Raw genomic sequence first — 26,986 nt, forward strand, 5'->3', positions numbered from 1 at the left:
GTCATGTCCGACACCTTCAACCACCCGCTCGACGACCCTCGCACCGACCCTTTTGAGGTCGCTGCGACCGCCGCGAGTGACATCGCGCGCCTTACCGGCATTGAGCGCCATGACATCGCACTCACCCTCGGCAGCGGATGGGGGAAAGCTGCCGACCTGATCGGTGACACCAACGCGATGTTCCCTGCCACCGAGGTGACAGGTTTCAGTGCCCCAGCACTCGCCGGCCACGCCGGCACGCTTCGCAGCGTCACGACACCCAAGGGCAAGCATGTGCTCGTCATCGGCGCTCGCACGCACTATTACGAAGGTCACGGTGTCCGCCGCGTCGTGCACAGCGTGCGCACAGCGGCTGCAACGGGCGCACGAACCATGGTTCTGACCAACGGCGCAGGCGGAATCAAACCCGCGTGGAACCCCGGTCAGCCCGTTCTCATCAGCGACCACATCAACCTCACGGGCGACTCCCCTCTTGAAGGCGCCACCTTCATCGATTTGACCGACCTTTATTCGACTCGGCTGCGTGACCTTGCACGCACCGTCGATGCGAGCCTCGATGAAGGCGTGTACTGCCAGTTCCGAGGGCCGCAATACGAGACGCCGGCCGAGGTGCGCATGGCGAAGACAATCGGCGGCCACATTGTCGGCATGTCAACCGCACTCGAAGCGATTGCCGCCCGACAGGCGGGGATGGAGATTCTCGGATTCTCACTGATCACGAATATGGCCGCAGGCATTCAAACGACTCCACTCAGCCATCAAGAAGTCATCGACGCCGGCCGTGAAGCCGAACCCGTCATCTCGTCGTTGCTCGCGCGCGTCATAGGTGCGCTGTGAACGACTCGACGGCTACCGCACCGAGAGGCGCCGACGCCACGGCACTTCTTGAGCACGCAGCAGCGTGGCTCACCCAAGACCCAGACGGCGAAACTCGCGCAGAACTGCGGGGCATCATCACAGCCGTTGAGTCCGGTGATGCGGCCGCAACCGTCGATCTCGCGGATCGTTTCAACGGGCGGTTGGCCTTTGGCACGGCGGGTCTGCGCGGAGAGCTCGGCGCCGGTAGCAACCGCATGAATCGTGTGCTCGTCAGTCAAGCGGCCGCGGGGCTGGCGGCATACATCCTTGAAAAGGCGGCACCGGATGCTGATGCAGACCTGGCGCCCATGGTTGTGATCGGCTACGACGGCCGCCGAAACTCCGACGTGTTTGCTCGAGATTCTGCTGAGCTCTTCGCGGGTGCGGGTCTGCGCGCGATGCTGTTGCCGCGCATGCTTCCCACGCCGGTGCTCGCCTTCGCAGTGCGCGCTCTCGGCGCTGCTGCGGGAGTAATGGTGACCGCAAGTCACAACCCGCCGAATGACAACGGTTACAAGGTGTATCTGGGCGGCGAAAGCGACGGGTCTCAGATCGTGGCGCCGGCAGACGCGGAGATCGCCGCCCATATCCAGCGGGTTGCCGACACTACTGCCGTTGGGGCGCTTCCCCGCTCCCTTGCGGTCGAGACTGCCCCAGAGTCGCTCATCGACGCCTACGTCGCTGCGACGGCGACGGTCGCGACCGCCCCTCGAGGCGCCGAGGGGATGCGCTGGGTATATACCGCCATGCACGGAGTCGGCTGGGAAACACTCTCCCGCGTTCTCGATGCCGCAGGCTACCCGGCACCCACCCCGGTTAACGCGCAGCTCGAGCCAGACGGCACGTTTCCCACCGTCGCTTTCCCGAACCCCGAAGAGCCTGGCGCGATGGATCTTGCGTTCGAAGCGGCGCGCGCCTCAGATGCCGAACTTGTCATCGCCAACGACCCCGACGCCGACCGACTCGCGGTGGCCATCCCTGACCCCACAGCCCAGGGCTATTGGCGACGTCTCAGCGGCAACGAGATCGGGCTGTTGCTCGGCTGGCGCGCGGCGAAGAATGCGAGCGGCATCGACGGCGAGTCGCTGGCATGTTCACTCGTCTCTTCACCTGCCCTCGGCGCTGTGGCCGAGCACTACCACCTCGACTTTCACACCACACTGACCGGCTTCAAGTGGATCTCGCGCGCGCCGGGCATGATCTACGGCTACGAAGAGGCGCTCGGATACCTCGTGAATCCAGGCACGGTACGCGACAAGGACGGCATCTCTGCGGCGGTGGCGATGTTGAGCATGGCCGCTGAGGCTCGCGGTGATGGTAAGACTATTTCTGATCTGCTCGCTGAGTTCGGCGAGACCTTCGGGTGGTTCGCCAGCGACCAAGTGTCAATTCGCGTTGACGACGTGTCGACTATCGCTCACATCATGTCGGCACTGCGCGCGGAGCATCCAACCAAAATCGCCGGAACCGCGGTGGTTCGAGTCGATGATCTGCTGGCCGGAGTCGACTCGTTTCCGAGCGGCGACGTATTGCGCTTCTGGCTCGATGACGGGTCGAGAGTGATCGTGCGGCCGAGCGGGACTGAGCCCAAGCTCAAGGCCTATCTCGATGTTCGCAGCGACTCGCGGGAGGCCGCCGACGAGCGCGTCGCAACGGTGGCGAAAAGTGTGCGGAAGCTGTTCGCCAAGCTGAGCTGATTCGCCGTCGACGCGGTGTCTGAACGCCGTGATAATGTCAGCGACGCGATCTCTCGCGCGTCGCTGACAGACAGTTGTGCGCTCTGATCTCTGACAAAGGAGAAGCCATGGTCGACGGCCCGAGCGACGAAGCCGAACCCGGCTCTGCTGCCGCCGCGTCCAGCGATTTCGTCGGCACCGATCCGCCGCACTGGCTCAACAAAGTCGTTCTATTTCTCACCGGGCAAACGGTGAGTCTGTTCGGTTCGATGGTGGTGCAGTTTGCGGTCTTTTGGTATCTGACGATCACCTATCAGTCGGGCTGGGTCATGATGCTCGCCGCGGTGTTCGGCTTCCTGCCGCAGGCTGTCGTGTCAATCTTCGGCGGCGTGTGGGCAGACCGACACAATCGCAAGTTTCTCATCATGGGTGCTGACACAGCCATCGCGCTCACGACCCTTGCTCTCGCTCTCATCATGATGACGGGCTACGCCGAAGTGTGGCTCATCTACGCGGCGCTTACGCTCAGGTCAGCCGGCGCCGGTATCCAGATGCCGGCCGTGTCTGCGTTGATCCCCCAGATCACGCCCAAACGTAACCTCATTCGCGTGAACGGCATTAACGGCTCGATTCAGAGTGCCATGGCGCTGTTGGCGCCAGCCGCTGCGGGCGCTATCTATGCCTGGGCTTCAGCTGCGGCGGGCGGCTCGGCAGCGTCGCTTATACCGATCTTCTTTGTCGATGTCATCACCGCAATGATCGGTGTGGGAATTCTGGCGTTCATTCCGGTGCCCACGATTCGTCGAGCCGTCGACGCCCCGACCGGGTACTTCGCAGATCTCGTCGACGGAGTCCGCTACATCGCTCATCACGCCTTTGTACGCTGGGTGCTGGTGCTGTTTGCCATCATCTTTCTCCTCACCGTTGCTCCTTCCAACCTCACTCCCCTCATGCTGGTGCGGTCGTTCCCCGCGGGCGAGGAGCAGGACATCGTCAACCTCACTGTGCTCGAGGTGGCTTTCAGCGTGGGCATGATGCTCGGCGGAATTCTGGTGGCTTCCTTTTTCGCGAAACGCAGTCGCATCGGACTCATCGTTGGTTCTTCGCTGCTCTTCGGCATCCTTGCCATCGGTTTGGGTTTCTCCCCCAATATCTGGGTGTTCTTCGCATTCATGTTCTTCGTAGGACTCACCGTTCCGTTCTTCGCAACTCCGTCGATGACGCTGCTGCAAGAAACCGTCGAGCCCGAGCGCCAGGGTCGCGTCTTCGGATTCTTGGGCATCGTCATGGCCGTTGCCATGCCGCTCGGAATGGTCGTGTTCGGCCCGCTCGCAGACGTTGTGTCGATCGAGACGTTGTTGGTCGCTTCGGGGATCATCACCTTCATCGTGGTCGGCGCGGCGGTATGGCTCCCTGCCGGCAAACGCGCAATCGCCGCCGCCCGGGCTGCGTCGCAAGTCGATTCAGCCGACCCCGTCGTCGCGGCCCAGACAGTCGAGGCCGTGATGAATGACGAAGAGCTTTAGCGCGCGATTGACCGGCGCGCGGTCGTAGGCTCATCTCATGTTGCTCACCACTCCCACCGTGTTGGAGAACGAGTACGTGCGGCTCGAGCCGCTCGATCACGCTCACGCCGACGACCTGGCGCGAGCAGCGGCCGGTCTAGAGCACGCCTGGTACACCACGGTTCCTACCGCCGAATCAATGACGGCTGACATCGCCCAACGGCTGCAGTGGCAGGCCAACGGGAACATGAACGCATGGGCTGTGAGACGACTTGATACGAACGCGGTGGTCGGCATGACAACGTTCTGCAACATCGACACCGCGAACCGGCACGTCGAAATCGGCCATACCTGGATCGGCATTGATGCCCAGCGCACCGCGGTGAACACTGCGTGCAAGCTGTTGTTGCTCACCCACGCCTTCGAAGCGTGCGACGCGATCGCGGTCGAGTTTCGCACTCATTGGCATAACTTTCAGTCACGTGCAGCCATCGCCCGCCTCGGGGCGAAGCAAGACGGCGTGCTGCGCAATCATCGCCTCGGCCCAGACGGCACGCTTCGTGACACCGTCGTTTTCTCAATTCTGCCGGGCGAGTGGACCACTGTGCGCGCGGGACTTCGACAGCGACTTCTTCGCGGCTGAGCGCTATCCGTCGATGACGGCGACAAGTTCGTCGAGAAACCCGCTGAAGTCGGAAGCTCGCCGAAGAATCCGCTGAACGCTTTCTCGCTCGCTGAATACTTCTACGAGCTGCTCGAAAACAGTTTGGAATGCTTCACGGTCAGATTCTGAGAAGGCCACGAGCGCCACCACCTGAACGCGCGTGTCACCCCATTTCATGGAAGGCTCGGCGATGCCGATCGCGATCGCCGTTCGCGTCGCTGTCATCCCTAGTGCGTGCGGCACGGCAAGCGCATCCGTGAACGCGGTGGAAGAAAGCCGCTCGCGATCGATCGCGCGGTCAACATAGTCTTTGTCGATCACGCCTTCGCTGACGAGCTTGTCGCCGAGTTCGCGAATGACTCCCTCGGCGCCAGGGGACGCATCCACCCCCCTCACGAATGCGGAAGGGACGAAGTAGCCTTCGATCTCGGAGCGCAACCGAGCAAGGCGTTTCGTTCGGCGAATTCGGGCGACCGCTCCCTGAACGTGTTCGACGTCAGACTCCGTCAGGAAGGGCTGAATGCGCACGATGCGATCGGCCGATATCGGCGGGTCGATCGTTGTCAGCACCAGGTCGGTGCCCATGGCGCTCCAATCAGGGTCGACGCGCGTCTCGACGCCGATAACCTCGATGGTCTGTCCGAGTGAGCGATCGACGCTTGAGCGCAATAGCTCGTGCAGTTCGAAGAACCCCGGGCAGACGATCGTGGCTGTGAGGTGCTGATCAGCGCGTCGCATCCGTTCCAGGCGACCGCCAATGTGCATGGCGATGTACGCCACCTCGTCGTCGAACAGCGGAATGCCCAGACGTTCGTGCACACCGTTGGCGATGTACACCGCGACTTCGAAAATCATCGGAAATGTGGACTTGAGCGAGCGAGTGAGCGGGTTGCGAGACCACGCCTGCTCTTTAGATCGATGCAGCAGGTTTTCAGTGTGCAACGCGAGGCGTTCGATGAAGTCGTCGTGCGCGATGTCGACGAGGAACTCTGATGCTGCTTGCTGCACCACTTCGCGCACCGCGTGTTCAACCGTCGGATCGATGGATGCTGCCGGTTCGCCGCCTGGTGGGCGTGAGCCCGGAGCGACAACCCTCGTCAGAACGAGCCTGGCGAGATGTTGCAAGTCACCGTCGCCCAGACGCACCCCGAGATGTTTCTCGGCCAGATCAGAGATAACCGCGGCAACCTCTTGCTGGTCCGCGGTCGGCGCGGCGGCCACGGCGTCCAATGATCGGCCACGCGAGACGCGATCTGCCGCAATGGCGAAGTGAGTGACCACATCTGCGATGCCGAACTCGTTGACGAACCATCCCGCCGCCCCGAGTCTTGCGACCAGGTCGGTCTTGAACAGAGCGAGGGTGTCGGCCCCGGCGGCGTTGTCGCCCAGGGTACGGCGCAGTGCCGCGAGGTCGAACGAACCCGCATCCATCTCATCGTGCACAAGCTTGCTCAGCAGACGTCGCTGCGCGGATTCGCTTCCGACCAGCCGAGCGCGCGATGCAGAGCGTTCAAGCGTGAGCTCAGTTCCGCCGAGCAGTCCCCGCACCCGCGCCAGATCTGCATCGACAGTCGCAGAGCTCACGTGAAGCTCATCTGACATCTCATACACGTCAAATCCGTCGGCCGAGTCCAGAAGCTCGCGAATGACGGTGTGCAGCCGATCACGAGGGGTGCCGGTATCCCCGCCAGCTTGCAGGGCATCAGCCACGTGAGGCCCTGGCCGATAGCCGAGTGGACCAGATTCGACCGCGATGCCTTCAACGCGCGCGTTGATTGCCGTCACATACGAGCGAACGCTGCGCGGAGTGACGCCGAGAACGTCGGCCAAGTTCGCGGCAGTGACCCAGTCGCCCTCGCGGACGAGCAGGCTAAGCACCCGATCCTGTCGCGCTCGGGTCATTCGATTCTCCTTCGACTGCGCCCACGCATGGGTGGACGCCTGGCCACCTCCAGTCAACCATGCACAGCGCCCTACAACGCGTTTCCGCCCCTGCGGAAAAATGATTGGTTGTCGCGGGGTGCTGGGCTCACCAGAATAAGTATCAGGAGGCGAGTCGATGAAGATTCTCGTGGTTTGTGGAGCAGGGGCGTCAAGCACGTTTGTGGCGCAGCGTCTGCGGCACGCTGCGCAAGACCACGGATTCGCATGGACAGCCTCCGCCGGCACCGAGCAGTCGCTCCCCATCGACCTCGATGCCGCAGATGTCGTTCTCGTGGGAAACCACCTCGCGCCAGTGCTCGAGCACATCCGGCGCGCGGCAGAATCCCGTGGAACGACGGTGGTGTTGTTGCCGACGGATATCTACACGGATCGCGACGGCACGCGAACGCTCCAGCTCGTTCGCGAGGCGGTCGGAGATCCGGGGGGAATCATGCCGACCGCCAGCGCCGCCGCGCCCGAGCCCATCAGCTCACTCGACTGACATACACGCCGCACGACACGACAGAGAGGTCACTCCAATGTCCGCCATATCTCGAACGGTACGGATTGGCTCATCCCACGGGTTGCATGCACGACCCGCCAAGCTGTTCACCCAGGCAGCAAAGGCCGCAGACTCACCCGTGACCATTTCGAAAGGTTCCGGTCAGCCGGTCAACGCTGCGAGCATTCTCAGCGTGATTGCACTCGGGGTCGAGTACGGCGACTATGTGACGCTGTCAACCGAAGGCGCCAGCGCTGAAGCAACGCTCGACACGCTGAGCGAACTGCTCACGACCGATCACGACGAGGCATGAGCGCCATGACAGAGATCCGTGGCGTAGGAATCGGCCTGGGCGTTGCGCAGGGCCCAGTCGCTCGCATGGCTGAGCCTTTGCCGGCGCCCAGCGATGCGCCGAGCACGACATCGCAGCCTGAAGAAGCTTCGCGGGTTGCCGAGGCCGTAGCGGTGGTTGCACGCGAACTTGAGCAGCGCGGCGCCCAAGCGGGCGGTGCAGCGCAAGACGTGCTTGAAGCGCAGGCGATGATGGCTGAAGACCCCATGCTGGCCGATGAGATTACGTCGCGGCTGGCTGAAGGCAAGACGGGCGAATGGGCAGTTTTTGACGCCTTCGCGGCTTTTCGCGATCAGCTCACAGCCGTTGGCGGCTATCTCGGCGAGCGCGCCGCTGACCTCGATGATGTCGCGCAGCGCGTGATCGCACATCTGCGTGGCGTGCCCGCCCCCGGCGTACCCGACCCCGGCCACCCGTTTGTGCTCGTGGCCAAAGATCTCGCCCCAGCCGATACCGCTCTGCTCGATCTCGATAAGGTGCTCGCGCTCATCACGACCGAGGGCGGCCCGACCTCTCACACCGCCATCCTGGCTCGAGAGAAGTCGATCGTTGCCGTGGTCGGTGCCGTGCAAGCGGTATCGCTCAAAGAGGGCGAGACGGTCATTGTCGATGCGGCCGCTAGCGTCGTAACGACGCAACCGACAGATGAGGACCTGAAGCGCGCCGCCAATCGCGCGGCCGATCGCGCCGAGGCAGCATCGGCTCCGATCACTGACGGCGCTCTGAGCGATGGCACCGCGGTGCCGTTGCTCGCGAACCTTGGAAACCCGGGCGGTGCAGCAGACGCCGTCGCTCTCGGCGCCGAAGGCGTCGGCCTCTTCCGCACCGAGTTCCTGTTTCTCAGTTCCTCGCAGGCGCCCACTATCGAACAGCAGCGCGCCTCATACATCGAGTTGCTCGAGGCTTTTCCGGGCAAGAAGGTTGTCGTTCGAGTGCTCGACGCCGGTGCCGACAAGCCGCTCGCGTTCCTCAACGACAGTCACGAAGAGAATCCGGCGCTCGGGCTACGTGGCATCCGCGCGCTTCGCGCCAGCGAAGACATTCTGCGCGAGCAGCTGACCGCACTTGCACAGGCTGACGCGGCGACAGATGCCGATCTCTGGGTGATGGCCCCTATGGTGGCCACCGTCGAAGAGGCGTCATACTTCACTGAAATTGCGCGCGACTATGGCGTCAAAACCGCAGGCGTCATGGTCGAGGTTCCCTCGACCGCGCTGCTCGCCGATCGCGTACTTGCTGTCAGCGACTTCGCATCAATCGGCACCAACGACCTCACGCAGTACACGATGGCCGCCGATCGCCTCTTGGGGTCGACAGCTGGTTTTCAAGATCCGTGGCACCCCGCGGTTCTGAGACTCATCCGTGAGGTGGGCAGCGCTGGTCAGACCACCGGCAAGCCCGTTGGTATCTGCGGCGAAGCAGCAGCAGATCCGCTGCTCGCAGTAGTGCTCGTCGGACTCGGCGCGACCAGCCTGTCCATGGCACCCACGGCGCTCGCTGATGTGCGCGCCACCCTGCTTCAGTACAACTTCGACGATGCCCGAGCTATCGCCGAAGCCGCGCTGACCGCCGACAGTGCGGACGGCGCCCGAATCGCGGCACAGCAAGCCGCGGCACTTACAAAGGAGACACAGTCATGACGACGACGTCAGCTCCCGCTTCAAGCGGGATGAACAAGGCACGAGTCGGAGTTCAGCGCTTCGGCACGTTCCTCTCGGGCATGATCATGCCCAATATTGCAGCCTTCATCGCGTGGGGCTTCATTACGATGCTCTTCATTCCCGCGGGTTTCTTCGGTGCCGATAGCCCGTTCGGCTGGCACTGGTATCCCGTCTCCGAAATGATCGGCGGCGGCGGCGACGCTGGCACGATCGGCTGGGAAGGCGCGATGCTCTCACTCTCCGAGAGTGACGGCGGCAACATCTTCACCTACGTCGGCTTGGTCGGCCCCATGGTGATTTACCTGCTTCCGCTGCTGATCGCGAACACCGCTGGCCGCATGGTCTACGGCGAACGCGGTGGTGTGGTCGCCACCATCGCCGTCATGGGTGTCATCGTGGGTACCGACATCCCGATGTTCCTCGGCGCGATGATCATGGGCCCGATCGCCGGTTGGATCACCAAGCAGATGGACAAGCTGTGGGACGGCAAGATCAAGCCCGGCTTCGAGATGCTGATCAACAACTTCTCAGCCGGAATCTTGGGCATGATTCTCGCCATCGTCGGCTTCTTCGTCTTCGGTCCGCTGATGCTCGGCATCAGCACCGTTCTGGGCGCTGCTGTCGCATGGCTGGTGTCGCTGAACCTGCTGCCACTGCTGTCGATCATCGTTGAGCCTGCCAAGGTGCTCTTCTTGAACAACGCCATCAACCACGGCGTGTTCACCCCGCTCGGCATCGAGCAGGCCGCCGAGACTGGCAAGTCGATCCTGTTCCTCATCGAAGCGAACCCCGGCCCCGGCCTTGGTCTGCTGCTGGCATTCACGTTCTTCGGCGTCGGCGCAGCAAAAGCTTCGGCTCCGGGCGCGATCATCATCCAGTTCTTCGGTGGTATTCACGAGATCTACTTCCCGTACGCGCTCAGCAAGCCGCTCACGATTCTCGCTCTGATCGCTGGTGGCGCTACCGGTGTTGCAACCAACATGCTCCTCGGTGGCGGACTCGCCTTCCCCGCGGCACCCGGCAGCATCATCGCCGTTACGGCAGCAGCAATCGGACCTGGTTTCGGCAACCTGCTAGTGGTGTACTTGTCGGTCGCGCTGGCTGCACTGGTCACCTTCCTCGTCGCCGGAATCATCCTGCGCGCATCGCGCAAACGCGACCTGCTCGCGGAGGCCGACGCCTTCGGCGCCGCTATCGCCCAGACCGAAGCCAACAAGGGAAAGTCGTCGGCTGCTATGGATGCGCTGCGCGCGTCCGACGGCAAGGACCGCACCGCGCTACGCGATGCGGAAGAGGCCGTCGACATGCTCGAGACCGAGGCAGAAACGGCTGGTCTTGCCAGCGGCGGAGCACTCACCACCACGCAGATCAAGAACATTGTGTTCGCCTGCGACGCGGGCATGGGCTCGTCGGCGATGGGTGCGAGCGTGCTGCGCAACAAGATCAAGAAGCTCGGCGTAGAAGATGTCACGGTCGTCAACAAGGCGATTGCGAACCTCGACAGCTCGGCGGATCTGATCATCACGCAGAACCAGCTGACCGACCGGGCGAAGAAGCAAGCACCGAACGCAGTTCACGTGTCAGTGGATAACTTCATGAACTCGCCGAAGTATGACGAGGTCGTGGCGATCGTCCGTGACCAGCACCCCACCGCCTAACAGCGGAACATGAGACCGCCGCAGGGCTGGACGGCACGACGCCTCCGGTCCTGCGGCGCTTTTTCACATCGAAAGGCAAATAATGACACGTGAAGTACTTAGCAGCGGTCAGGTTCGCATTCACTCGGGTGGAGCGACCCGCGAAGAGGCGATGAAAGAAGCCGCCGACATTCTTGAAGCAGTTGGCTCGGTGACGAGCGCCTATTTTGACGCGATGCAGCAGCGCGAGCAGACCGTCTCGACCTACATGGGTATGGAACTGGCGATTCCGCACGGCACCAACGAAACCAAAGAAGCCATTCTCGAGTCTGCACTGTCGGTTGTGCGCTACGACGGTGGTGTCGACTGGGGCGGAGATCCGGTGGTATTCGTCGTGGGTATCGCGGGCAAGGGTGACGAGCACCTTGAGATTCTCTCGAAGATCGCCATTCTGTTCTCGGACGAAGACGAAGTTGCGAAGCTCAAGGCTGCCACGACTGCAGAAGAGCTGTTTACCCTCGTCTCGGAGGCGGGAGTCTGATGAAAGCCGTCCACTTCGGCGCCGGCAACATCGGGCGTGGCTTCGTCGGGTTGTTGCTTCACCAGGGCGGCTACGACGTTGTGTTCTCTGACGTGGCCGCTCCCCTGGTCGACGCGATCAACGCGGCCGATTCCTACACCGTCCACGAAGTGGGCGAAGGCGGTATCGATACCGTTGTGACCGGATTTCACGCAATCAACAGCGCCGAGCATCCTGAACAGGTGGTCGCTGAGATCGCCACGGCCGAGATCGTCACGACCGCTGTCGGCCCGACAATTCTGAAGTTTGTCGCGCCCCACATCGTGCAGGGCCTGGCACAGCGAGACCCGGCGCTGCCCGCGTTGCAGATCATGGCCTGCGAGAACGCGATCAATGCAACGGATCTGCTCCGCGAACAGATCCGCGAACTTGCGGGCGAGGACTGGGCATCGCTAGAGCCTCGGGCGGTGTTCGCGAACACTGCGGTCGACCGCATCGTTCCAGGGCAACCGGAGGGAGCGGGCGTCGACGTCACCGTGGAGCCGTTCTTCGAATGGGCGATCGAAAGCCCGCCCTTCGACGGAAACCTGCCTGATATTCCCGGCGCACATTTCGTCGACGAGCTGGGACCGTACATCGAGCGCAAGCTCTTCACGGTAAACACCGGTCACGCGACGACGGCCTACTTCGGCGCGCAAGCGGGCATCGACACCATCGCCGCCGCACTCGCGGAACCGTCCATCGCTGCGCACGTTGCGGCTGTGCTCGAAGAGACGTCCGCCCTGCTCGTTGCTAAACATGGTCTCGACCCCGAGGTTCAGGCCGAGTACCGCACCAAGATTCTTCGGCGCTTTCGCAATGCCGAACTCCCCGACACAGTGTGGCGTGTGGGTCGGCAGCCGTTGCGCAAGATCTCGCGCCACGAGCGCTTCATCGGGCCTGCGGCTGAAGCCGCTGAACGCGGATTGAGCGTCGACGCGCTTGTCTCTGCCATCGGCGCGGCAATCGAGTTCGACGACACCGAAGATCCACAGTCCGTAGAGCTGCAACAGCTGATCAGACAACACGATGCCGCGGGCTTCACCGCCGCGACTACCGGTCTTGACCCGCAGCATCCACTGTTCTCGAAGATCGAGGCTGTGGTCGCGGCGCGCCAGGCTGCCCTCGCTAGCTGACAGCCGAGATACGCTCAGTGTGTGAGCGAGCCAGACCCAAACGAGAATGTCGCCAAGACTCGCCGCCCCCGAGGGTGGCGAGTCTTCTGGTGGGTGCTCGCATCGATCGGTGCGCTATTGGTGGCGGGCATCATCGGCCTCGTTATCTGGAGCCAGGTCGGCGTCTACCAAGCCGAGCCTGAGCCACTGGCTGCGGTGCAGTCGAACCCTGCGGTCACATTCACTGACACTGGATCGGCCATCATCATGGCGCCTGCCGAGGGCGACTCAGAGCGAGGGCTTGTCTACATTCCCGGGGCAAAGGTCGAAGCCGCCGCCTACGCCTTCAAGATGTCGGGAATTGTGGAAGACGAAGGCATCACGGTCGTCATCACCAAACCGTGGCTCAATCTTGCTTTCTTCGATCTGCGGCCCATCTCTGCATTCACTGAACTCGCACCCGAGGTCGACAGCTGGGCGGTAGGTGGACACTCGCTTGGCGGCGTACGGGCCTGCATGCTCGCAGCCGATGCCGACGCGCTGGCTCTGTTCGGCTCATACTGCGCAACAGATCTCGCAGACTCCGAGTTGAGCGCGATAAGCCTCAGTGGGAGTGACGATGGCCTCTCGACCCCCGAGAAAGTCAACGACGCTCGATCGCTGTTGCCGCCGAGTGCGACGATGTACGAAATCGCGGGAGCGAATCACGCGTCCTTCGGGGACTACGGTCCGCAAGCGGGCGACGGCATCGCGACGATCTCCGACGATGACATGCGCGACGAGATCACCGAGTGGCTCGCCGCATTCGCTGATCAATCGATGAACTAGTCCCTCGCGCCGCTTCGTCAGATTCGGGGGCCGCCACACCGACACGTAGACTCTCCCCCCGTGACTTTGGTATTCGCCCTTATTGCGGCCTTCACTGCAGCCGTCATCCAGCGCATCACTGGGCTCGGCTTCGTGCTCGTGCTGGTCGGTCCGATCGTATTGCTGTACGGACCACTCGAGGGCATCACCATCGGGGTGCTGCTGGCGCTGATCGCCTCGCTCGCCGCTGTTCCCCTGGTGTGGCGCCAGGTGGAATGGAAGCGCGCCTGGTGGCTCATCTGGCCGGGACTCATTGCCGCGCCGTTCGGTGCGATGCTCGTAACTGCGCTGCCAGAAGCCGCACTGTTGTTGCTCATTTCTGCAATGGCATATTTCGCGCTTGTCGCGGGATGGATTCCCGTTCTCGCCGCATCACTGCAGGGCAAGACGGGCGCCGTCGTGGCTGGCTCGGCGGCAGGTTTCATGCATGTCGCGAGCGGCCTTTCGGGCCCCCCACTGGCCGCCTACGCGGTGGGAAACAAGTGGGAGCAGCGTAACTTCGCCGCCAGCGTGCAAGTGATCTTCGCCGTATTCAGCCTGGTCTCGGTGCTACTACGCGGTCTGCCGACGTCGCCCGTCGTTGATGTCTGGATGCTCATCGCAGCAACAGTCTTTGGAATCGTCATCGGCACCTTGCTCTCCCGCTTCGTGTCGCCGCGCATCGCGCGACTCGGAATGCTCGGCATCGCCTGGGTCGGGGCGACGGTGGTACTGGCGCGCGGCATCCTCGCACTGGTTTCCTAGCTGCACCGGTGTGAACGCTTGGCGAATTTCAGTTAATGCCAACTAACCCGTAGCATTGTTCGCTGGCGGACACCGCCACCGTCACACTGTCGTGCGAAAGAGGACATATGGAGCACCGCTACGCCATTATCGGCGCAGGACCCTCGGGTCTTTCTGCCGCCCGTGCGCTACAGAAAGCGGGTATCGCTTTCGATGCCTACGAGGCTTCCAAAAGCGTCGGAGGGCTCTGGGATATTGAGAACCCGCGCTCCACGATGTATGAATCGGCTCACCTGATCTCGTCGCGAACCACCACCGAGTTCAGAGAGTTTCCGATGAACTCAACGGCTGACTATCCCAGTCACCGCACCCTGGTGCAGTACTTTCGCGACTTCGCCGACCACTTCAAGCTCACCGAGCACTTCCGCTTTGACACAAAGGTCACTGCGGTCGAAGAAGAAGACGACGGTCAGTGGATGCTACGCGCTGATGGGCCCAGCGGTGCAATAGCCGAGCGCTACACCGGCGTGATCCTCGCGAATGGCACGCTTGCGGAGCCTCATGTCCCCGAGTTCGAGGGGGAGTTTTCTGGCGAGATCATGCACACGAGTGCCTACAAGAGCGCGAAGCAGCTCGCTGGAAAGCGGGTGCTGATCATCGGCGCTGGTAACTCCGGCTGCGATATCGCCGTCGATGGCGTGCACCACGCGGCATCCGTCGATATGAGCGTCAGGCGCGGCTACTACTTCGTGCCCCGCTATCTCTTCGGAAAACCGGCCGACACCCTGAACCAAGGCAAGCCGCTCCCTGCACGCATCAAGCAATTCGTTGACAAGCGAGTGCTCCGCGCGTTCACCGGTGATCCTGTGAACTTCGGTTTCCCCAAGCCCGACTACAAGATCTACGAGTCTCACCCGATCGTCAACACATTGATCCTGAACCATCTAGGTCAGGGCGATCTTCAAATCCGCGCGGATATTGACCACTTCGATGGCAGCACCGTGCACTTTCGCGACGGGTCCAGCGGAGAGTACGACCTGATTCTGCTCGCCACCGGTTACACCCTCGACTACCCGTTCGTCGCGCGCGAGGCCTTGAACTGGACGGGATGGTCGCCAAAGCTGTTCCTCAACGTCTTTCCCCCGTCGTTCAACGGGCTTTACGTCATGGGCATGATCGAAGCTTCCGGCATCGGCTGGCAGGGTCGTTACGAACAGGCTGAGCTCATCGCCGAGTATCTGCGCGCCTGCGAAGACGCCCCCGAGCGCGCCGAGAAGTTCCGCGAGCGCGTGACGACCGAGCCTTGGCCAGATCTCACCGGTGGCTACAACTATCTAGGTCTTGAGCGCATGTCGTTCTACGTCAATAAAGACGCGTACCGTGGCGCGGTGCGTTCTGCAGTTTCGGCGCTTCGCGGACCAGACGACCATGGCAGCCGCACGCCGCTCGTCAAGGTGCAGCCCAAGCGAGTCAAAGCATGAACCCCGATGATGTTCTGCTGAACTTCAATCCGAGCTCGCTCCTGCTTCTAAACGTGGTGTTGGGTCTCGTGATGTTCGGCATTGCACTCGACACCACGGTTGACGACTTCAAGATCGTGCTCAAAAAGCCCAAGACCTTTGTGGTCGCGATCCTTGCTCAACTTGTCATTCTGCCTGCGGTCACTTTCGGCCTGACTCTTATTCTTCCTGTCACGCCGTCAATGGCGCTCGGGATGCTGCTGGTCGCATGTTGCCCTCCGGGTAACGTCTCGCAGGTGCTGACTCACCGTTCCGGGGGCAATGTGGCCCTCTCGGTGTCGATGACCGCAGTAGGCAACGTGATCTACATCTTCATGCTGCCCCTGTCGATCGCCTTCTGGGGGTCGCTGCACCCCACGGCGAGCACACTGCTTGAGACCGTGGCGATCGACCCGTGGCAGATGCTGCTCGACATCTTCTTGATCATTGGGTTGCCCTTCGTGCTCGGCCTGGTGATCCGCAACAGGTTCCCCAAGTTCGCTCGCACGGTGCAGCCATTTGTGAAGTGGTTCTCACTGCTCGCGCTGGTCGGCTTCATCGTCGCCGCGCTGGTGGGTAACTGGACCTACTTCGTCGCCTTCCTTGGCATCATTCTTGTCGTCGTCGCAATTCACGACGCGGTTGCCCTCGCCATCGGCTACGGCACCGCGGTGGCCGGCGGGCTCGGCACGAGAGAGCGCAAGGCGATGACATTCGAGGTCGGTATTAGGAACGCAGGGCTGGGGCTTGGTCTGATTTTCGCCTTCTTCGGAGGTCTCGGCGGCATGGCAATCGTCGCAGGGTGGTGGGGCATTTGGGACATCATTGCCGGCCTCATCGTCGCGAGCCTGTGGGCGGTCAATACGAAGCGGCGCACCGGCTCAGCCAAGGGCGACGCGAGCCGCCATGCTCTGCGCACGACCGGTACAAGCTCCAACGCTGAGGACACCGTATGAGCGGCGCGCGCGTTCTCATCACTGGCGGTGCAGGGTTTCTCGGCTCGCACGTGGCGGCAGCGCTGGTCGCGCACCCCGGCGTTGCGTTGGTCGTTGCCGGCGATGTACGCCGTCCGGAGCATCCCATCGACTCTGTCATCTACGACGATTGCGACGTAACGCGCGAGGGCTCGGTAGCCCCCCTGCTGCAACGCCACGATATTGACGTTGTCGTACATCTTGCGGCGATCGTTAGCCCCGGTCGTGACCACGACATGGAGTACCGCGTCGACGTCGACGGTTCTCGTAACGTTCTCGAAGCCTGTGTAACAACAGGAGTGAAGCGCATCGTCGTGTCGTCTTCGGGCGCAGCCTATGGGTACCACAGCGACAACCCCCAGTGGCTCACCGAAACGGACCGCCTGCGCGGCAACGATTCCTTTCCATACTCAAAGCACAAGCGCTTGGTGGAGCAACTACTGGGCGCGTATCGCGAGACACATCCCGAACTCGAGCAGGTGGTCTTCCGGATCGGAACGATCCTCGGACCGACCGTGCAGAATCAGATCACTCAGCTGTGGGACTCTACGCGAGTGCTCGCCATCAAGGGGTCAGAGTCACCGTTTGTGTTCATCTGGGTCGACGACGTCGCCGCCGCGATGGCGCGTGCGGCTACCGGCGGACCCGCCGGAATCTACAACGTCGCTGGCGATGGAAAAATGACCGTGCAGCAGATTGCCGACCGTCTCGGCAAACCGTTGCTGAGTATTCCCGCCTGGTCACTTGCCCTTGCCCTGCGCGTGGGCCAGACACTTCGCCTCACCCCGCACGGTCCGGAGAAGGTGGTTTTTCTGCAGTATCGCCCGGTGCTCGATAACGCGTCGCTCAAACGTGATTTCGGCTTCACCCCGTCGATGACCAGCGCCGAGGCGTTCGAGGCGTACCTCGAAGCTCACCCCGGCGTAGCGATGCGTTAACTCAGCGCTCGAATCCGTCGGCGATCAGCTCGATGAGCTCTTCGCGCTCTTCCGTTGGCAAGAAGGCGGCGGCAGCAGCATTGAGTTGGAAAGCCTCGAGGTCGTCGAGGCTGTACTCGAAGGTCTCAGCGAGAAGCGCCAACTCACGAGTGAGCGAGGTGCGGCTCATCGTGCGGTTGTCGACGTTCACCGTCACTGAGAAGCCCAGCTGGTAGAGCAGGTCGAACGGGTGATCTTCGAGTGTGTCACCCCACGCGGCAACCGCGCCGGTCTGCAGGTTCGACGATGGCGAAAGCTCGAGGGGAATTTCACGGTCACGCACCCACCGAGCAAGGTCACCAAACTGCACCAGCACGTCTTCGCCAGCGCGTGAGACCACATCGAGATCTTCTGCGATGCGCACACCGTGCCCCAGCCGCAGTGCACGGCCGTCGATCAGGGCAGAACGGATCGAGTCGAGTCCGGCAGCCTCGCCCGCGTGAACGGTCGTGGGGAAGAACTGCGACGCGAGATAGTCGAATGCTGCTCTGTGCTTCGAGGGCGGAAAACCGTCTTCGGGGCCAGCGATATCGAAGCCCACCGCTCCGCGCTCCCGCCAATCGACCGCTAGGCGAGCAATCTCAAGCGACCGATCGGTGTGGCGCATGGCCGTGATGAGCTGACCGACACGAATGTCTTGGCCTGCCTGCTCGGCAGCATCTTCACCCTCTTCGATGCCCTCTTGGACGGCTTCAACAGCTTCATCAAGCGAGAGCCCACGACCAAGGTGCTGTTCGGGCGCCCAGCGCACTTCGCCGTAGATTACGCCGTCGGCGGCAAGATCCTCGACGAACTCGCGGGCGACGCGCGTCAGCCCCTCGCGGGTCTGCATCACAGCGGTGGTGAGATCAAACGTCTTCAGGTACTCGACGAGCGAACCCGAGTCACTCTTGTCAGCGAACCAATCAGCGAGTTCATCGGCATCGTCTTCAGGCACCTCAAGGCCGATCTCATCTGCCAACTCGATGATCGTGGCGGGGCGCACTCCACCATCGAGATGGTCATGAAGTGACACCTTCGGTAGCGAACGAATCGAAAGCCCCTCGAGTACGGCGTCGCCGTGCTGATCAATGGCCATGGGGATCTCCTCGAGAGATAAAAGGGTGGAGGTGGGTGAAGCAATCAGGCCGTGATGCGCTCGAGAACGAGCGGGGTGGATGCTGGTGCCTCAGCACCAATCTCCCACGCACCCTCAACTGCATCAAGAGCACGTTCGAAGCGTGTTCCATCTTGCCCGAGCAAGGTGAACATAGGTTGTCCGATTTCAATGTGATCGCCCGGCTTTACGTGCAGATCGATACCGGCGGCGTGCAGAACAGGATCTTCCGCACGGGCACGGCCCGCGCCCAGTCGCCAGGCTGCGATGCCAAACGGCAACGCCTCAAGGCGTGTGATGTATCCCGCCTTGGTGGCCGTGACTGTGTGGGTCTCGTTGGGGGCAGGCAGCGGTGCATCAGGGTCGCCGTCTTGGGCACGAATCATCTGCCGCCAAGAATCCATGGCCCGCCCATCGGCGAGCGCCGCTTCAACGTCAGCGTCGGGGTGACCGGCAAGCGCGAGCATTTCACGCGCCAACGCGACGGTCAGCTCTACGACATCGGCGGGACCGCCTCCGGCAAGAACCTCCACCGATTCGCGCACCTCGTTGGCATTGCCGATCGCGAGCCCGAGCGGAGTGTTCATATCGGTGAGCAGAGCAGTGGTTGACACTCCGGAATCGGTGCCAAGTGCGACCATCGTTCGAGCCAGCTCGCGTGCTTTGTCGACGTCGCGCATGAATGCGCCAGAGCCGAACTTCACGTCGAGGACGAGCGAGTCGGTGCCCTCGGCGATCTTTTTCGACATGATGCTGGAGGCAATCAGCGGAATAGCTTCGACGGTTCCGGTGACGTCGCGTAGCGCGTAGAGCTTCTTATCGGCGGGTGCGAGCCCCGAGCCTGCGGCGCAGATCACCGCGCCCACGTCACGCAGTTGTGCGAACATCTCGTCGTTCGACAGGGCCGCACGCCATCCCGGAATGGCCTCAAGCTTGTCGAGCGTGCCGCCGGTGTGCCCGAGACCCCGGCCTGAGAGCTGCGGGACGGCCACACCGAACGATGCCACCAGCGGCGCCAAGGGCAATGTGATCTTGTCTCCCACCCCACCGGTGGAATGCTTGTCGACGGTCACCTTGCCGAGACCTGCGAAGCTCATTCGCTCGCCTGACGCGATCATCGCGTCAGTCATCACGCGAATCTCGTCTCGCTCCATGCCGTTGAGTAGCACGGCCATCGCAAATGATGCCATCTGGGAGTCGGCGACGTAGCCACGGGTGTAAGCGTCGACCATCCATCGCAATGCTGGTTCGCTGACCACTCCCCCGTCACGCTTCATGCGAATGACGTCAACGGCATCAAATGCCTCTACCGCCGTCATCGTGCAGCCTGCTCGAGGTCGCGCGGGCCAAACGCGTCCGGCAGCACCTCATCGATGGTGCGGATGCCTGAGACAGTCTCAAGCAGCATTCCCGGTAGCGCGAATTCATAAAGCAGCTGACGGCAGCGTCCGCACGGCATAATCGTTTCACCGTTGCCGTTGACACAGACGAAGGCAACGAGTTCGCCGCCGCCCGACATGTGCAGGTCGCCCACGAGCGCACACTCGGCGCACAGCCCGACTCCATACGAGGCGTTTTCGACGTTGCAGCCAGTGACTACTCGCCCATCAGAGACGAGTGCTGCCGCGCCGACCTTGTAGTGCGAGTACGGCGCGTAGGCGTGCTCCATGGCTTCCGTTGCTGCGGCGCGCAGCTCGTCCCAGTCGATACCGTCCATCGGTCAACCCTTCACATATGGCTGGCCAGCAGCAGCTGGCCCTCGAGAACGACCCACCACTCCGGCCACAACGAAGATGGTCACCACGTAGGGCAACATCAACATGAATTCGCTGGGTACTGGTGAGCCAATCACGCTAAGCGTGTTCTGCAAACTTGACGCGAATCCGAACAGTAGCGCCGCGAGGGTCGCCTTGATCGGATCCCATTGACCGAAAATGACGGCTGCAAGCGCGATGAAGCCCGCTCCGGCAGTCATCTCCTTGTTGAACGCGATCCCGTTTCCGATGGTGAAAACCGTGCCACCGAGACCTGCGATCGCACCGGCTAGCAGCACGTTCCAGAAGCGGGTGGGGTTTACGCGGATTCCCACGGTGTCTGCGGCCTGAGGATGCTCCCCCACCGCCCGCAGTCGCAAGCCCCAGCGAGTGCGTGTCATTCCGAACCACACCACTGCCACAGCGATGTACATCAAGTAGACGATGATCGTCTGGCGGAAGAACACCGGTCCGATCACGGGAATGTCGCTCAGCAGCGGAATGTTGATTCGGTCAAAGCGCGGCGGCGAATTGAGCAGAGCGGCGTTCGGTTGCAGCACCTGCGAGTAGAAGAAGCTCGTGAGGCCGACGACAAGAACATTCAGCACGACACCGACGATTACCTGCTCGACAAGGTACTTGATTGCGAAAGCCGCGAGCACGAAGGCGACCAGCATGCCTGCCACCATGGCGGCCACGAGGCCGAGCACGGGGCTGCGCGTGAGAGAAGCGACCACCGCTGCGGTGAAGGCACCAGCAAGCAATTGACCTTCGATGGCGATGTTCACCACGCCGACGCGCTCACCGATAACCCCTGTCAACGCGCCGTAGATCAGCGGAATCGCGAGCGCAACCGCGCCAGCGAGCAAGCCGGTGACGGGAATCGTCGCCCCTGCTGCCGCCCAAGCCAAGAAGCCATAGATCATGATGATGATGTACGCGGCGAGAATCCACAGCGGCGTCTTTCCAGAGCGCTGAACCACGAGCGCCGCCAGGGCAGTGAGCACCACCAAAAGCACGCATACGACCCAGACCGTGAGCGTCACGGGCACGGTGATCTCGCCCAGCTGCACCGGATCCGCGGCCGTCGACAGCCGGAAGGTAGTGCTGCCCTCGCGCGGCGCAAGCGCGATCATCAGCGTATACAGCGCGGAGAACACCGCGAGAGCGATCGGCGCCTTCCAGCTACGAAGCTCTGCCTTTTCCAGCGCCTGGGTAGTCATTGCGCCGTCTGTCACCGCGCTCACTTCGTCACACCCATCATCTCGGCCTTCAGTTCTTTGGCACGTGCCTTGTCGCGCTTGCGCTGGTCACGCTCGGGCGAGGGCAAGAAGAAGATCGTGCGCACCAGCGGCGGTGCGGCGATGAACAGAACGATCAGTGCTTGCACGACAGTGACGATCTCAATCGGCACGCCCTCGCCAGCCTGCATTGCGAAGCCACCGGCTTTGAATGCGCCGAACAGAATGCCAGCGGCGAAAGTTCCCCAGGGAGTCGAGCGGCCGAGCAGGGCGACGGTGATCGCGTCGAAGCCGATACCCGCGTCTATGTCGGCTGAGAATCCCGTCGTGATGGTGCCGAGCACCTGACTGACACCCGCGAGACCAACGAGTGCACCGGCGATCAGCATGGCGTAGACGTACATGCTCTTCACGTTGATGCCCGCGACGCGTGCCGCGTGCGGGTTCTCACCCACCGCCCGGAACTTGAAGCCAAGACTGGAGCGCGAGATGATCCACCACACCAGAATCGTGGCGAGAATCGTCAAGACGAAGCCGAAGTGCAGGTTGTACTGGTCACCCAACAGCAGCGGGAACACCGCCGTGTCAGCCATCGCTGGTGTCTTCGGGTTGTTGGAACCGGGCGCCTGCAGCAGACCCGGTGTGCGCAGCATCCACGAGACGAAATAGAACGCGATGTAGTTGAGCATGATCGTCACGATGACTTCGTGGGCCCCGGTGCGTGCTTTCAGCAAACCGGCGATACCTGCCCAGAGCGCACCAGCAGCCAATCCAGCCACCAGCGCCACGATCATGTGGATGCCCCACGGCAGATCAAGCGAGAACGCCACCCAGCCGGCAGCTGCCGACGCCATGAGCATCTGACCGCGGCCACCGATGTTGAACATTCCGACACGGAAGGCGAGAGCCACACCGAGCCCGGCGGCGATCAGCGGGGTGGCGAAGGTGAGCGTCTCTGTCAGTGGTCGAATCGCACGCGCAAATGTCGGCGCGCCGAAGTTGTAGATCGAGCCTTGGAAGAGCGCGATGTACGCGCCGGTGACCGACTCCCACACGGCGACAATCAGGTCGCCGGGCCGAGCGAAGAAGTACCTCGACGCCGCCTGCACAGCCGGGTCGGTGAAAGCGATCATGATTCCGCCGACCAAGAGCGCGAGGAACACGGCGAGCACAGAGATGAGTGCATTGCCCTGCGTGATCTTCAGAAACGTCTGATGCCACTTCGAGGGTTCGGCTGTTTCGGGTGCGGTGGACTTGGTCGGTTCGATGGGGGGATCTGGTTGTGTTCCCCCGGCTGTCAGATCAACGCTCATGCCGCTTCCTCCCCGTTCGGGGCTTCGCCAGCCATCATCAGGCCAAGCGTTCCTCGGGCGGTGTCTCCTGGCACAATGCCGATGATCCTGCCTCGATACATCACGATGATTCGGTCGGCGAGGGCGGTGACTTCGTCGAGCTCGGTCGACACGACGATGACCGGAATGCCAGAGTCGCGCGTCTCAACAATGCGCTTGTGAATGAACTCGATAGAGCCGACGTCCACACCTCGAGTGGGCTGCGCGGCCACAAAGAGCGACAGGTCGCGACTGAGCTCACGAGCCAGCACAACTTTCTGCTGATTTCCACCCGAGAGCGTGCCGACAGCCGCATCGATGCCCGGCGCGCGCACATCGAACTCGGTGAACTTCTCTGCAGCAAACTCGGCGATATATCCAAGCCGGAGTCCGGCACGCTTTACGAACGGTGGGCCGGTGGTGCGATCAAGCACCAGGTTCTCGGCAATCGTCATCTTGCCGACGAGCCCGTCTTCCTTGCGGTCTTCGGGGACGAACCCGACGCCTTCATCAAGGATGCTTCTCACCGATGCGCCGACGAGTTCTTCACCATTGAGGGTGATCGATCCGCTGACGCGCTCCTGCAAACCCACGAGCGCTTCTGTCAGTTCGGTTTGGCCGTTTCCCTGCACTCCCGCAATGGCGACGATCTCACCGGCACGCACGTCGAAGCTGACGTTGTCGACGACGATCTGGTCCTTCGCATCGACGACACGAAGGTTATTGACCACGAGCGCCCGCTCTCCGAGCGATGGATCGCCTTTGTGCACGGTCAGCTCAACAGCGCGCCCCACCATGAGTTCGGCTAGCTCGGCGTTGGTGGCAGTGGGCGATGCTTCGCCCACTACCTTTCCGAGACGGATGACAGTGATGCGGTCCGCAACTTCGCGCACTTCTCGCAGTTTGTGGGTGATGAACACGATCGATGTGCCCGCGTCTTTCAGCTGACGCATGATCTCCATCAACTCATCAGTTTCCTGCGGCGTGAGAACGGCTGTGGGCTCATCGAACACGAGCACCTTGGCGTCGCGCGACAGTGCCTTGATGATCTCGACCCGCTGTTGCACGCCGACGGGAAGATCTTCGACCAACGCATCAGGATCGACGTCGAATCCGAAGCGTGCCGAGATCTCTCGCACCCGGGTGCGTGCGGCATCCAAATCGAGAATGCCACCGGCCTTCGTCGATTCGTGCCCCAGCATCACGTTCTCGGCCACCGTGAAAACAGGAATCAGCATGAAGTGCTGGTGCACCATGCCGATGCCAGCGCGCATGGCATCACCGGGGCCTTGAAAGTTCTGCACCTTGTCTTCGAGCAGAATCACACCCTCGTCGGCACGATAGAGGCCGTAGAGCACGTTCATCAGGGTCGACTTGCCGGCACCATTCTCACCGAGCAGGCAGTGAATCTCGCCGGGAGCAACCACAAGATCGATGTGGTCGTTGGCGACGAGACTGCCGAACCGCTTGGTGATGCCGCGGAGTTCGAGCTTCATGTTCCAGATCCTACTGAGGAGACTGCGTCAACACACGAGCCGAGCCCGAGGTTTGCCGATGCAGCGCCAAATGAACACGCGTGTGGGGAGACCGGCAACCCGGCCTCCCCACACGCGTCACTGAATAGGTCAGCTAGCCAGGTACGACGCGACCGGAATCGATCCGTCGATGATTCCTGCGGCGATTTCGTCGAGCTCTGCCTGCAGTTCAGGCGAGACCTTGTCTTCGAAATCGTGGAAGGGCGCGAGACCGACACCGTCGTTCTCGAGCGTGCCGACGAACGGCGACGCGTCGAACTCGCCCTGGCCTGCGGCCAGAACTGCGTCCTCAACACCTACGTCGATGCCCTTGAGGATCGAGGTCAGCAGCAGGTCGGCCACGGTCGGGTCGGTCTCGTACAGGTCAGCGTCGACACCCACGAGCGCGATTTCGCGACCCGAGTCGCGGATCACCGAAGCGGCGCTCTGGTAGATGGGACCGCCGACGGGCAGCAGCACGTCAACACCCTGGTCGACAAGACCCTGGGCTGCGTTGATGGCGTCCTGGTTGGCAGCGAAGCCACCGGTGAAGACACCATCGGTGCCGTCCCAGCCGAGGACCTCAACCGAGGCGTCATTTGCCTCGTTGTAGTACTCCACGCCCTGCTTAAAGCCGTCCATGAAGATCGAGACGGTGGGGAAGTTCATTCCACCGAAGGTGCCGACCTTCTCAGCGGTCGAGTACGACGCCGATGCGTAGCCAGCGAGGAACGCAGCCTGCGAGGTGTCGAACACGATGGGCTTGATGTTCGGAGCGTCGGTTTCGCCGTCGAAGTCGTTGTCGACAACGTCATCGATCGAGACGTACTCAACGTCGGGGTTTGCCAACGCGGACTCGCCAGCGGCCGACGCCAGGGCGAAGCCGACCGTGATGATGACCGTGCAGTTCTGGTCGATCAGGGCGGTCAGGTTGGGTGCAAAGTCGGACTCAGAGTCGGACTGAACGGTGACGGGCTCTACGCTCAATGCGTCAGAGGCAGCCGTCAGGCCCTCGAAGCCGAGCTGGTTGAACGACTTGTCGTCGAATCCACCTGCGTCAGAAACCATGCAGGGCTTGAAGCCGTCGATCGCGGTGATGCCGCTTTCTTCGGGTGCGGCGGTCTCCTCGGGCGGTGCTTCAGAGCAGCCTGCGAGTGCGACGATCATGCCGGCGCCGATCAGGCCGCCGAGCAAACGCTTACGGGTCGAAATGGTGGTCAACTCAGCCTCCACGTGCAATGACCCGCGTACCTCGCGGGTGCTGGAGAAAAGTTACCCCGTATGACGCGGGCTATGTGACGCGAAGGCCGCGAACGGGCGAATGGTTACAAAGACGCAATGTCTCAGGGCCTCGGACGCAATGTCATGCCTTCGACGAGGGTCAGAGCACGTCTCCACGCCCGGTGAGTTTCAGAGCGTCGACCACGCCTTTGACGCGTTGCGCATGCTCGCTCGTCGTGACTAGCAGCGCATCGGGGGTATCGACCACAACGATGTCCCGCACGCCTACCAAGCTGATCACGCGGTTGGTCTGGCTCACCACGATCCCGCTGGCAGCGTCAGAGAGCACGCGGGCGTTTTCGCCGAGAATTGCAAGATCGTTCTTGCGGCCATGGGAGTTGAGCTTCGCCAGGCTCGCAAAATCACCCACGTCGTCCCAGTCGAAGTGACCCGGAATCACCGCGAGGCGACCTTTGGCTGCCGCGGGCTCCGCCACCGAATAGTCAATCGCTATCTTCTTGATGGTGGGCCAGATTCGATCCACCGCAGGTCCGCGAGTATCGCGGTCGTCCCACGCAGCGGCAAGTTCCAACAGGCTCGCGTGCAGTTCCGGTTCTTGCTCGGCGATCTCGGCAAGCAGTACATCCGCTCTTGAAATGAACATGCCCGCGTTCCACAGGTAGGAGCGGTCTGCAAAGTAGGCCTTTGCCGTGTCGAGGTCAGGCTTCTCCACAAAACTGCCCACCAGCGCCGCCTCCGGGGCACCGTCGATGACGAGCTCATCGCTCTTTCTTATGTATCCGAATCCCACAGACGGTTCAGAGGGCTGGATGCCGATGGTGCAGATATAGCCCTTGCGTGCGGTCTCCACGGCTTGGCGCACTGCCCATTCGAAAAGGTGCGGAACCCGGATGACGTGGTCTGCGGCAAACGAGCCGATGATGACATTCGGTTCACGGCGCACAAGAATCGCAGCCGCGAGCCCGATCGCCGCAGTGGAGTCGCGGGGCTCCGACTCGAGGATCACGTTCATGTCGGGAATCCCGGGAAGCTCGTTCTCGACAGCCGCGCGATGTGCGCGACCAGTCACGACGGCGATGCGCGATTCGCCAGCGAGCGGTTCAAGACGCGTCCACGTGTCACGCAGCAGTGTCTGGCCGGAGCCGGTCAGATCGTGCAAGAACTTCGGTGCATCCGCCCGCGACAGTGGCCACAGCCGACTGCCGATACCGCCCGCTGGAATCACTGCATAGAAGTCATCAATCACCGTGGCCATGGCCCCAGAGTAACGGGGGCATGTTACGTGCTTGCGCACACTGCAAAAGAAGGTGGACATT

Annotated in this window: 24 protein-coding genes; 15 read left to right on the top strand and 9 right to left on the bottom strand. The window is 62.2% G+C overall.

Annotated features, from left to right (window positions below; genetic code table 11):
• The first annotated feature begins 3 nt into the window (after nt 1-3).
• From AB0O81_RS03795 to AB0O81_RS03810, 4 genes are all read left to right on the top strand, one after another.
• Nucleotides 4-837 carry a purine-nucleoside phosphorylase gene (locus tag AB0O81_RS03795; RefSeq protein WP_363581394.1) on the top strand — a complete coding sequence of 278 codons (834 nt, stop codon included), beginning with the start codon at nt 4-6 and terminating at the stop codon, nt 835-837.
• Nucleotides 834-2,555, top strand: a complete 1,722-nt coding sequence (locus tag AB0O81_RS03800) for a phospho-sugar mutase (RefSeq protein ID WP_363581396.1) — start codon at nt 834-836, stop codon at nt 2,553-2,555. The genes AB0O81_RS03795 and AB0O81_RS03800 overlap by 4 nt, the downstream gene beginning before the upstream one ends.
• Nucleotides 2,556-2,662: 107 nt before the next feature.
• Nucleotides 2,663-4,060, top strand: coding sequence for an MFS transporter (locus AB0O81_RS03805; protein WP_363581398.1), 1,398 nt, complete (start codon nt 2,663-2,665; stop codon nt 4,058-4,060).
• A gap of 37 nt (nt 4,061-4,097) precedes the next feature.
• The gene (locus tag AB0O81_RS03810) at nt 4,098-4,682 is read left to right on the top strand and encodes a GNAT family protein (RefSeq protein WP_363581400.1); all 585 of its coding nucleotides are present in this window, start codon (nt 4,098-4,100) and stop codon (nt 4,680-4,682) included.
• A 3-nt stretch (nt 4,683-4,685) separates the two neighbouring features.
• Here AB0O81_RS03810 and AB0O81_RS03815 read toward each other — a convergent pair whose 3' ends face one another.
• Complete coding sequence (locus AB0O81_RS03815; RefSeq protein ID WP_363581402.1) at nt 4,686-6,605, bottom strand: PTS sugar transporter subunit IIA; 1,920 nt, start codon at nt 6,603-6,605, stop codon at nt 4,686-4,688.
• A gap of 157 nt (nt 6,606-6,762) precedes the next feature.
• Between AB0O81_RS03815 and AB0O81_RS03820 the strand changes: the two genes are divergently transcribed.
• The 11 genes from AB0O81_RS03820 to AB0O81_RS03870 all read left to right on the top strand — a co-directional run bounded on the left by AB0O81_RS03820 (nt 6,763) and on the right by AB0O81_RS03870 (nt 17,453).
• Nucleotides 6,763-7,128 (top strand): PTS sugar transporter, encoded by a 366-nt coding sequence (locus tag AB0O81_RS03820; RefSeq protein ID WP_363581404.1) that lies wholly within the window; start codon nt 6,763-6,765, stop codon nt 7,126-7,128.
• 37 nt (nt 7,129-7,165) lie between these two features.
• Nucleotides 7,166-7,441, top strand: a complete 276-nt coding sequence (locus tag AB0O81_RS03825) for an HPr family phosphocarrier protein (protein ID WP_363581406.1) — start codon at nt 7,166-7,168, stop codon at nt 7,439-7,441.
• Between the two features lie 5 nt (nt 7,442-7,446).
• Nucleotides 7,447-9,120 (top strand): phosphoenolpyruvate--protein phosphotransferase, encoded by a 1,674-nt coding sequence (gene ptsP / locus AB0O81_RS03830; RefSeq protein ID WP_363581775.1) that lies wholly within the window; start codon nt 7,447-7,449, stop codon nt 9,118-9,120.
• Nucleotides 9,117-10,799 (top strand): PTS mannitol transporter subunit IICB, encoded by a 1,683-nt coding sequence (locus AB0O81_RS03835; protein WP_363581408.1) that lies wholly within the window; start codon nt 9,117-9,119, stop codon nt 10,797-10,799. The genes ptsP and AB0O81_RS03835 overlap by 4 nt, the downstream gene beginning before the upstream one ends.
• A gap of 82 nt (nt 10,800-10,881) precedes the next feature.
• The gene (locus AB0O81_RS03840) at nt 10,882-11,319 is read left to right on the top strand and encodes a PTS sugar transporter subunit IIA (RefSeq protein ID WP_363581410.1); all 438 of its coding nucleotides are present in this window, start codon (nt 10,882-10,884) and stop codon (nt 11,317-11,319) included.
• Nucleotides 11,319-12,473, top strand: a complete 1,155-nt coding sequence (locus tag AB0O81_RS03845) for a mannitol-1-phosphate 5-dehydrogenase (protein ID WP_363581412.1) — start codon at nt 11,319-11,321, stop codon at nt 12,471-12,473. Before AB0O81_RS03840 ends, AB0O81_RS03845 begins: the two co-directional genes overlap by 1 nt.
• Nucleotides 12,474-12,494: 21 nt before the next feature.
• Nucleotides 12,495-13,280, top strand: coding sequence for an alpha/beta hydrolase (locus tag AB0O81_RS03850; protein WP_363581414.1), 786 nt, complete (start codon nt 12,495-12,497; stop codon nt 13,278-13,280).
• A 60-nt stretch (nt 13,281-13,340) separates the two neighbouring features.
• On the top strand, nt 13,341-14,063 hold the full coding sequence (locus tag AB0O81_RS03855) for a TSUP family transporter (protein WP_363581416.1): 723 nt from the start codon (nt 13,341-13,343) through the stop codon (nt 14,061-14,063).
• 107 nt (nt 14,064-14,170) lie between these two features.
• Nucleotides 14,171-15,523 (top strand): NAD(P)/FAD-dependent oxidoreductase, encoded by a 1,353-nt coding sequence (locus AB0O81_RS03860; protein ID WP_363581418.1) that lies wholly within the window; start codon nt 14,171-14,173, stop codon nt 15,521-15,523.
• Nucleotides 15,520-16,497, top strand: a complete 978-nt coding sequence (locus tag AB0O81_RS03865; RefSeq protein ID WP_363581420.1) for a bile acid:sodium symporter family protein — start codon at nt 15,520-15,522, stop codon at nt 16,495-16,497. Before AB0O81_RS03860 ends, AB0O81_RS03865 begins: the two co-directional genes overlap by 4 nt.
• Complete coding sequence (locus tag AB0O81_RS03870; RefSeq protein WP_363581422.1) at nt 16,494-17,453, top strand: SDR family oxidoreductase; 960 nt, start codon at nt 16,494-16,496, stop codon at nt 17,451-17,453. The genes AB0O81_RS03865 and AB0O81_RS03870 overlap by 4 nt, the downstream gene beginning before the upstream one ends.
• A 1-nt stretch (nt 17,454) precedes the next feature.
• Here AB0O81_RS03870 and AB0O81_RS03875 read toward each other — a convergent pair whose 3' ends face one another.
• The 8 genes from AB0O81_RS03875 to AB0O81_RS03910 all read right to left on the bottom strand — a co-directional run bounded on the left by AB0O81_RS03875 (nt 17,455) and on the right by AB0O81_RS03910 (nt 26,925).
• Complete coding sequence (locus tag AB0O81_RS03875) at nt 17,455-18,570, bottom strand: adenosine deaminase (protein WP_363581424.1); 1,116 nt, start codon at nt 18,568-18,570, stop codon at nt 17,455-17,457.
• Nucleotides 18,571-18,614: 44 nt separating this feature from the next.
• Nucleotides 18,615-19,907, bottom strand: coding sequence for a thymidine phosphorylase (locus AB0O81_RS03880; protein WP_363581426.1), 1,293 nt, complete (start codon nt 19,905-19,907; stop codon nt 18,615-18,617).
• Complete coding sequence (locus AB0O81_RS03885; RefSeq protein ID WP_363581428.1) at nt 19,904-20,305, bottom strand: cytidine deaminase; 402 nt, start codon at nt 20,303-20,305, stop codon at nt 19,904-19,906. Before AB0O81_RS03885 ends, AB0O81_RS03880 begins: the two co-directional genes overlap by 4 nt.
• Before the next feature lie 3 nt (nt 20,306-20,308).
• The gene (locus AB0O81_RS03890; RefSeq protein WP_363581777.1) at nt 20,309-21,565 is read right to left on the bottom strand and encodes an ABC transporter permease; all 1,257 of its coding nucleotides are present in this window, start codon (nt 21,563-21,565) and stop codon (nt 20,309-20,311) included.
• A 20-nt stretch (nt 21,566-21,585) separates the two neighbouring features.
• Nucleotides 21,586-22,896, bottom strand: a complete 1,311-nt coding sequence (locus AB0O81_RS03895; protein ID WP_363581430.1) for an ABC transporter permease — start codon at nt 22,894-22,896, stop codon at nt 21,586-21,588.
• Nucleotides 22,893-24,410: an ABC transporter ATP-binding protein gene (locus AB0O81_RS03900; RefSeq protein WP_363581431.1), complete on the bottom strand. Its 1,518-nt coding sequence runs from the start codon at nt 24,408-24,410 to the stop codon at nt 22,893-22,895. The genes AB0O81_RS03895 and AB0O81_RS03900 overlap by 4 nt, the downstream gene beginning before the upstream one ends.
• A 129-nt stretch (nt 24,411-24,539) precedes the next feature.
• Nucleotides 24,540-25,649 (bottom strand): BMP family ABC transporter substrate-binding protein, encoded by a 1,110-nt coding sequence (locus AB0O81_RS03905; protein ID WP_363581433.1) that lies wholly within the window; start codon nt 25,647-25,649, stop codon nt 24,540-24,542.
• Between the two features lie 160 nt (nt 25,650-25,809).
• A complete protein-coding gene (locus AB0O81_RS03910) occupies nt 25,810-26,925 on the bottom strand; it encodes a mannose-1-phosphate guanylyltransferase (protein WP_363581435.1) in 1,116 nt (371 codons plus the stop codon).
• Nucleotides 26,926-26,986: the final 61 nt, after the last annotated feature.

This window comes from Microbacterium sp. NPDC076911 (assembly GCF_040687125.1).
GTDB lineage: Bacteria > Actinomycetota > Actinomycetes > Actinomycetales > Microbacteriaceae > Microbacterium.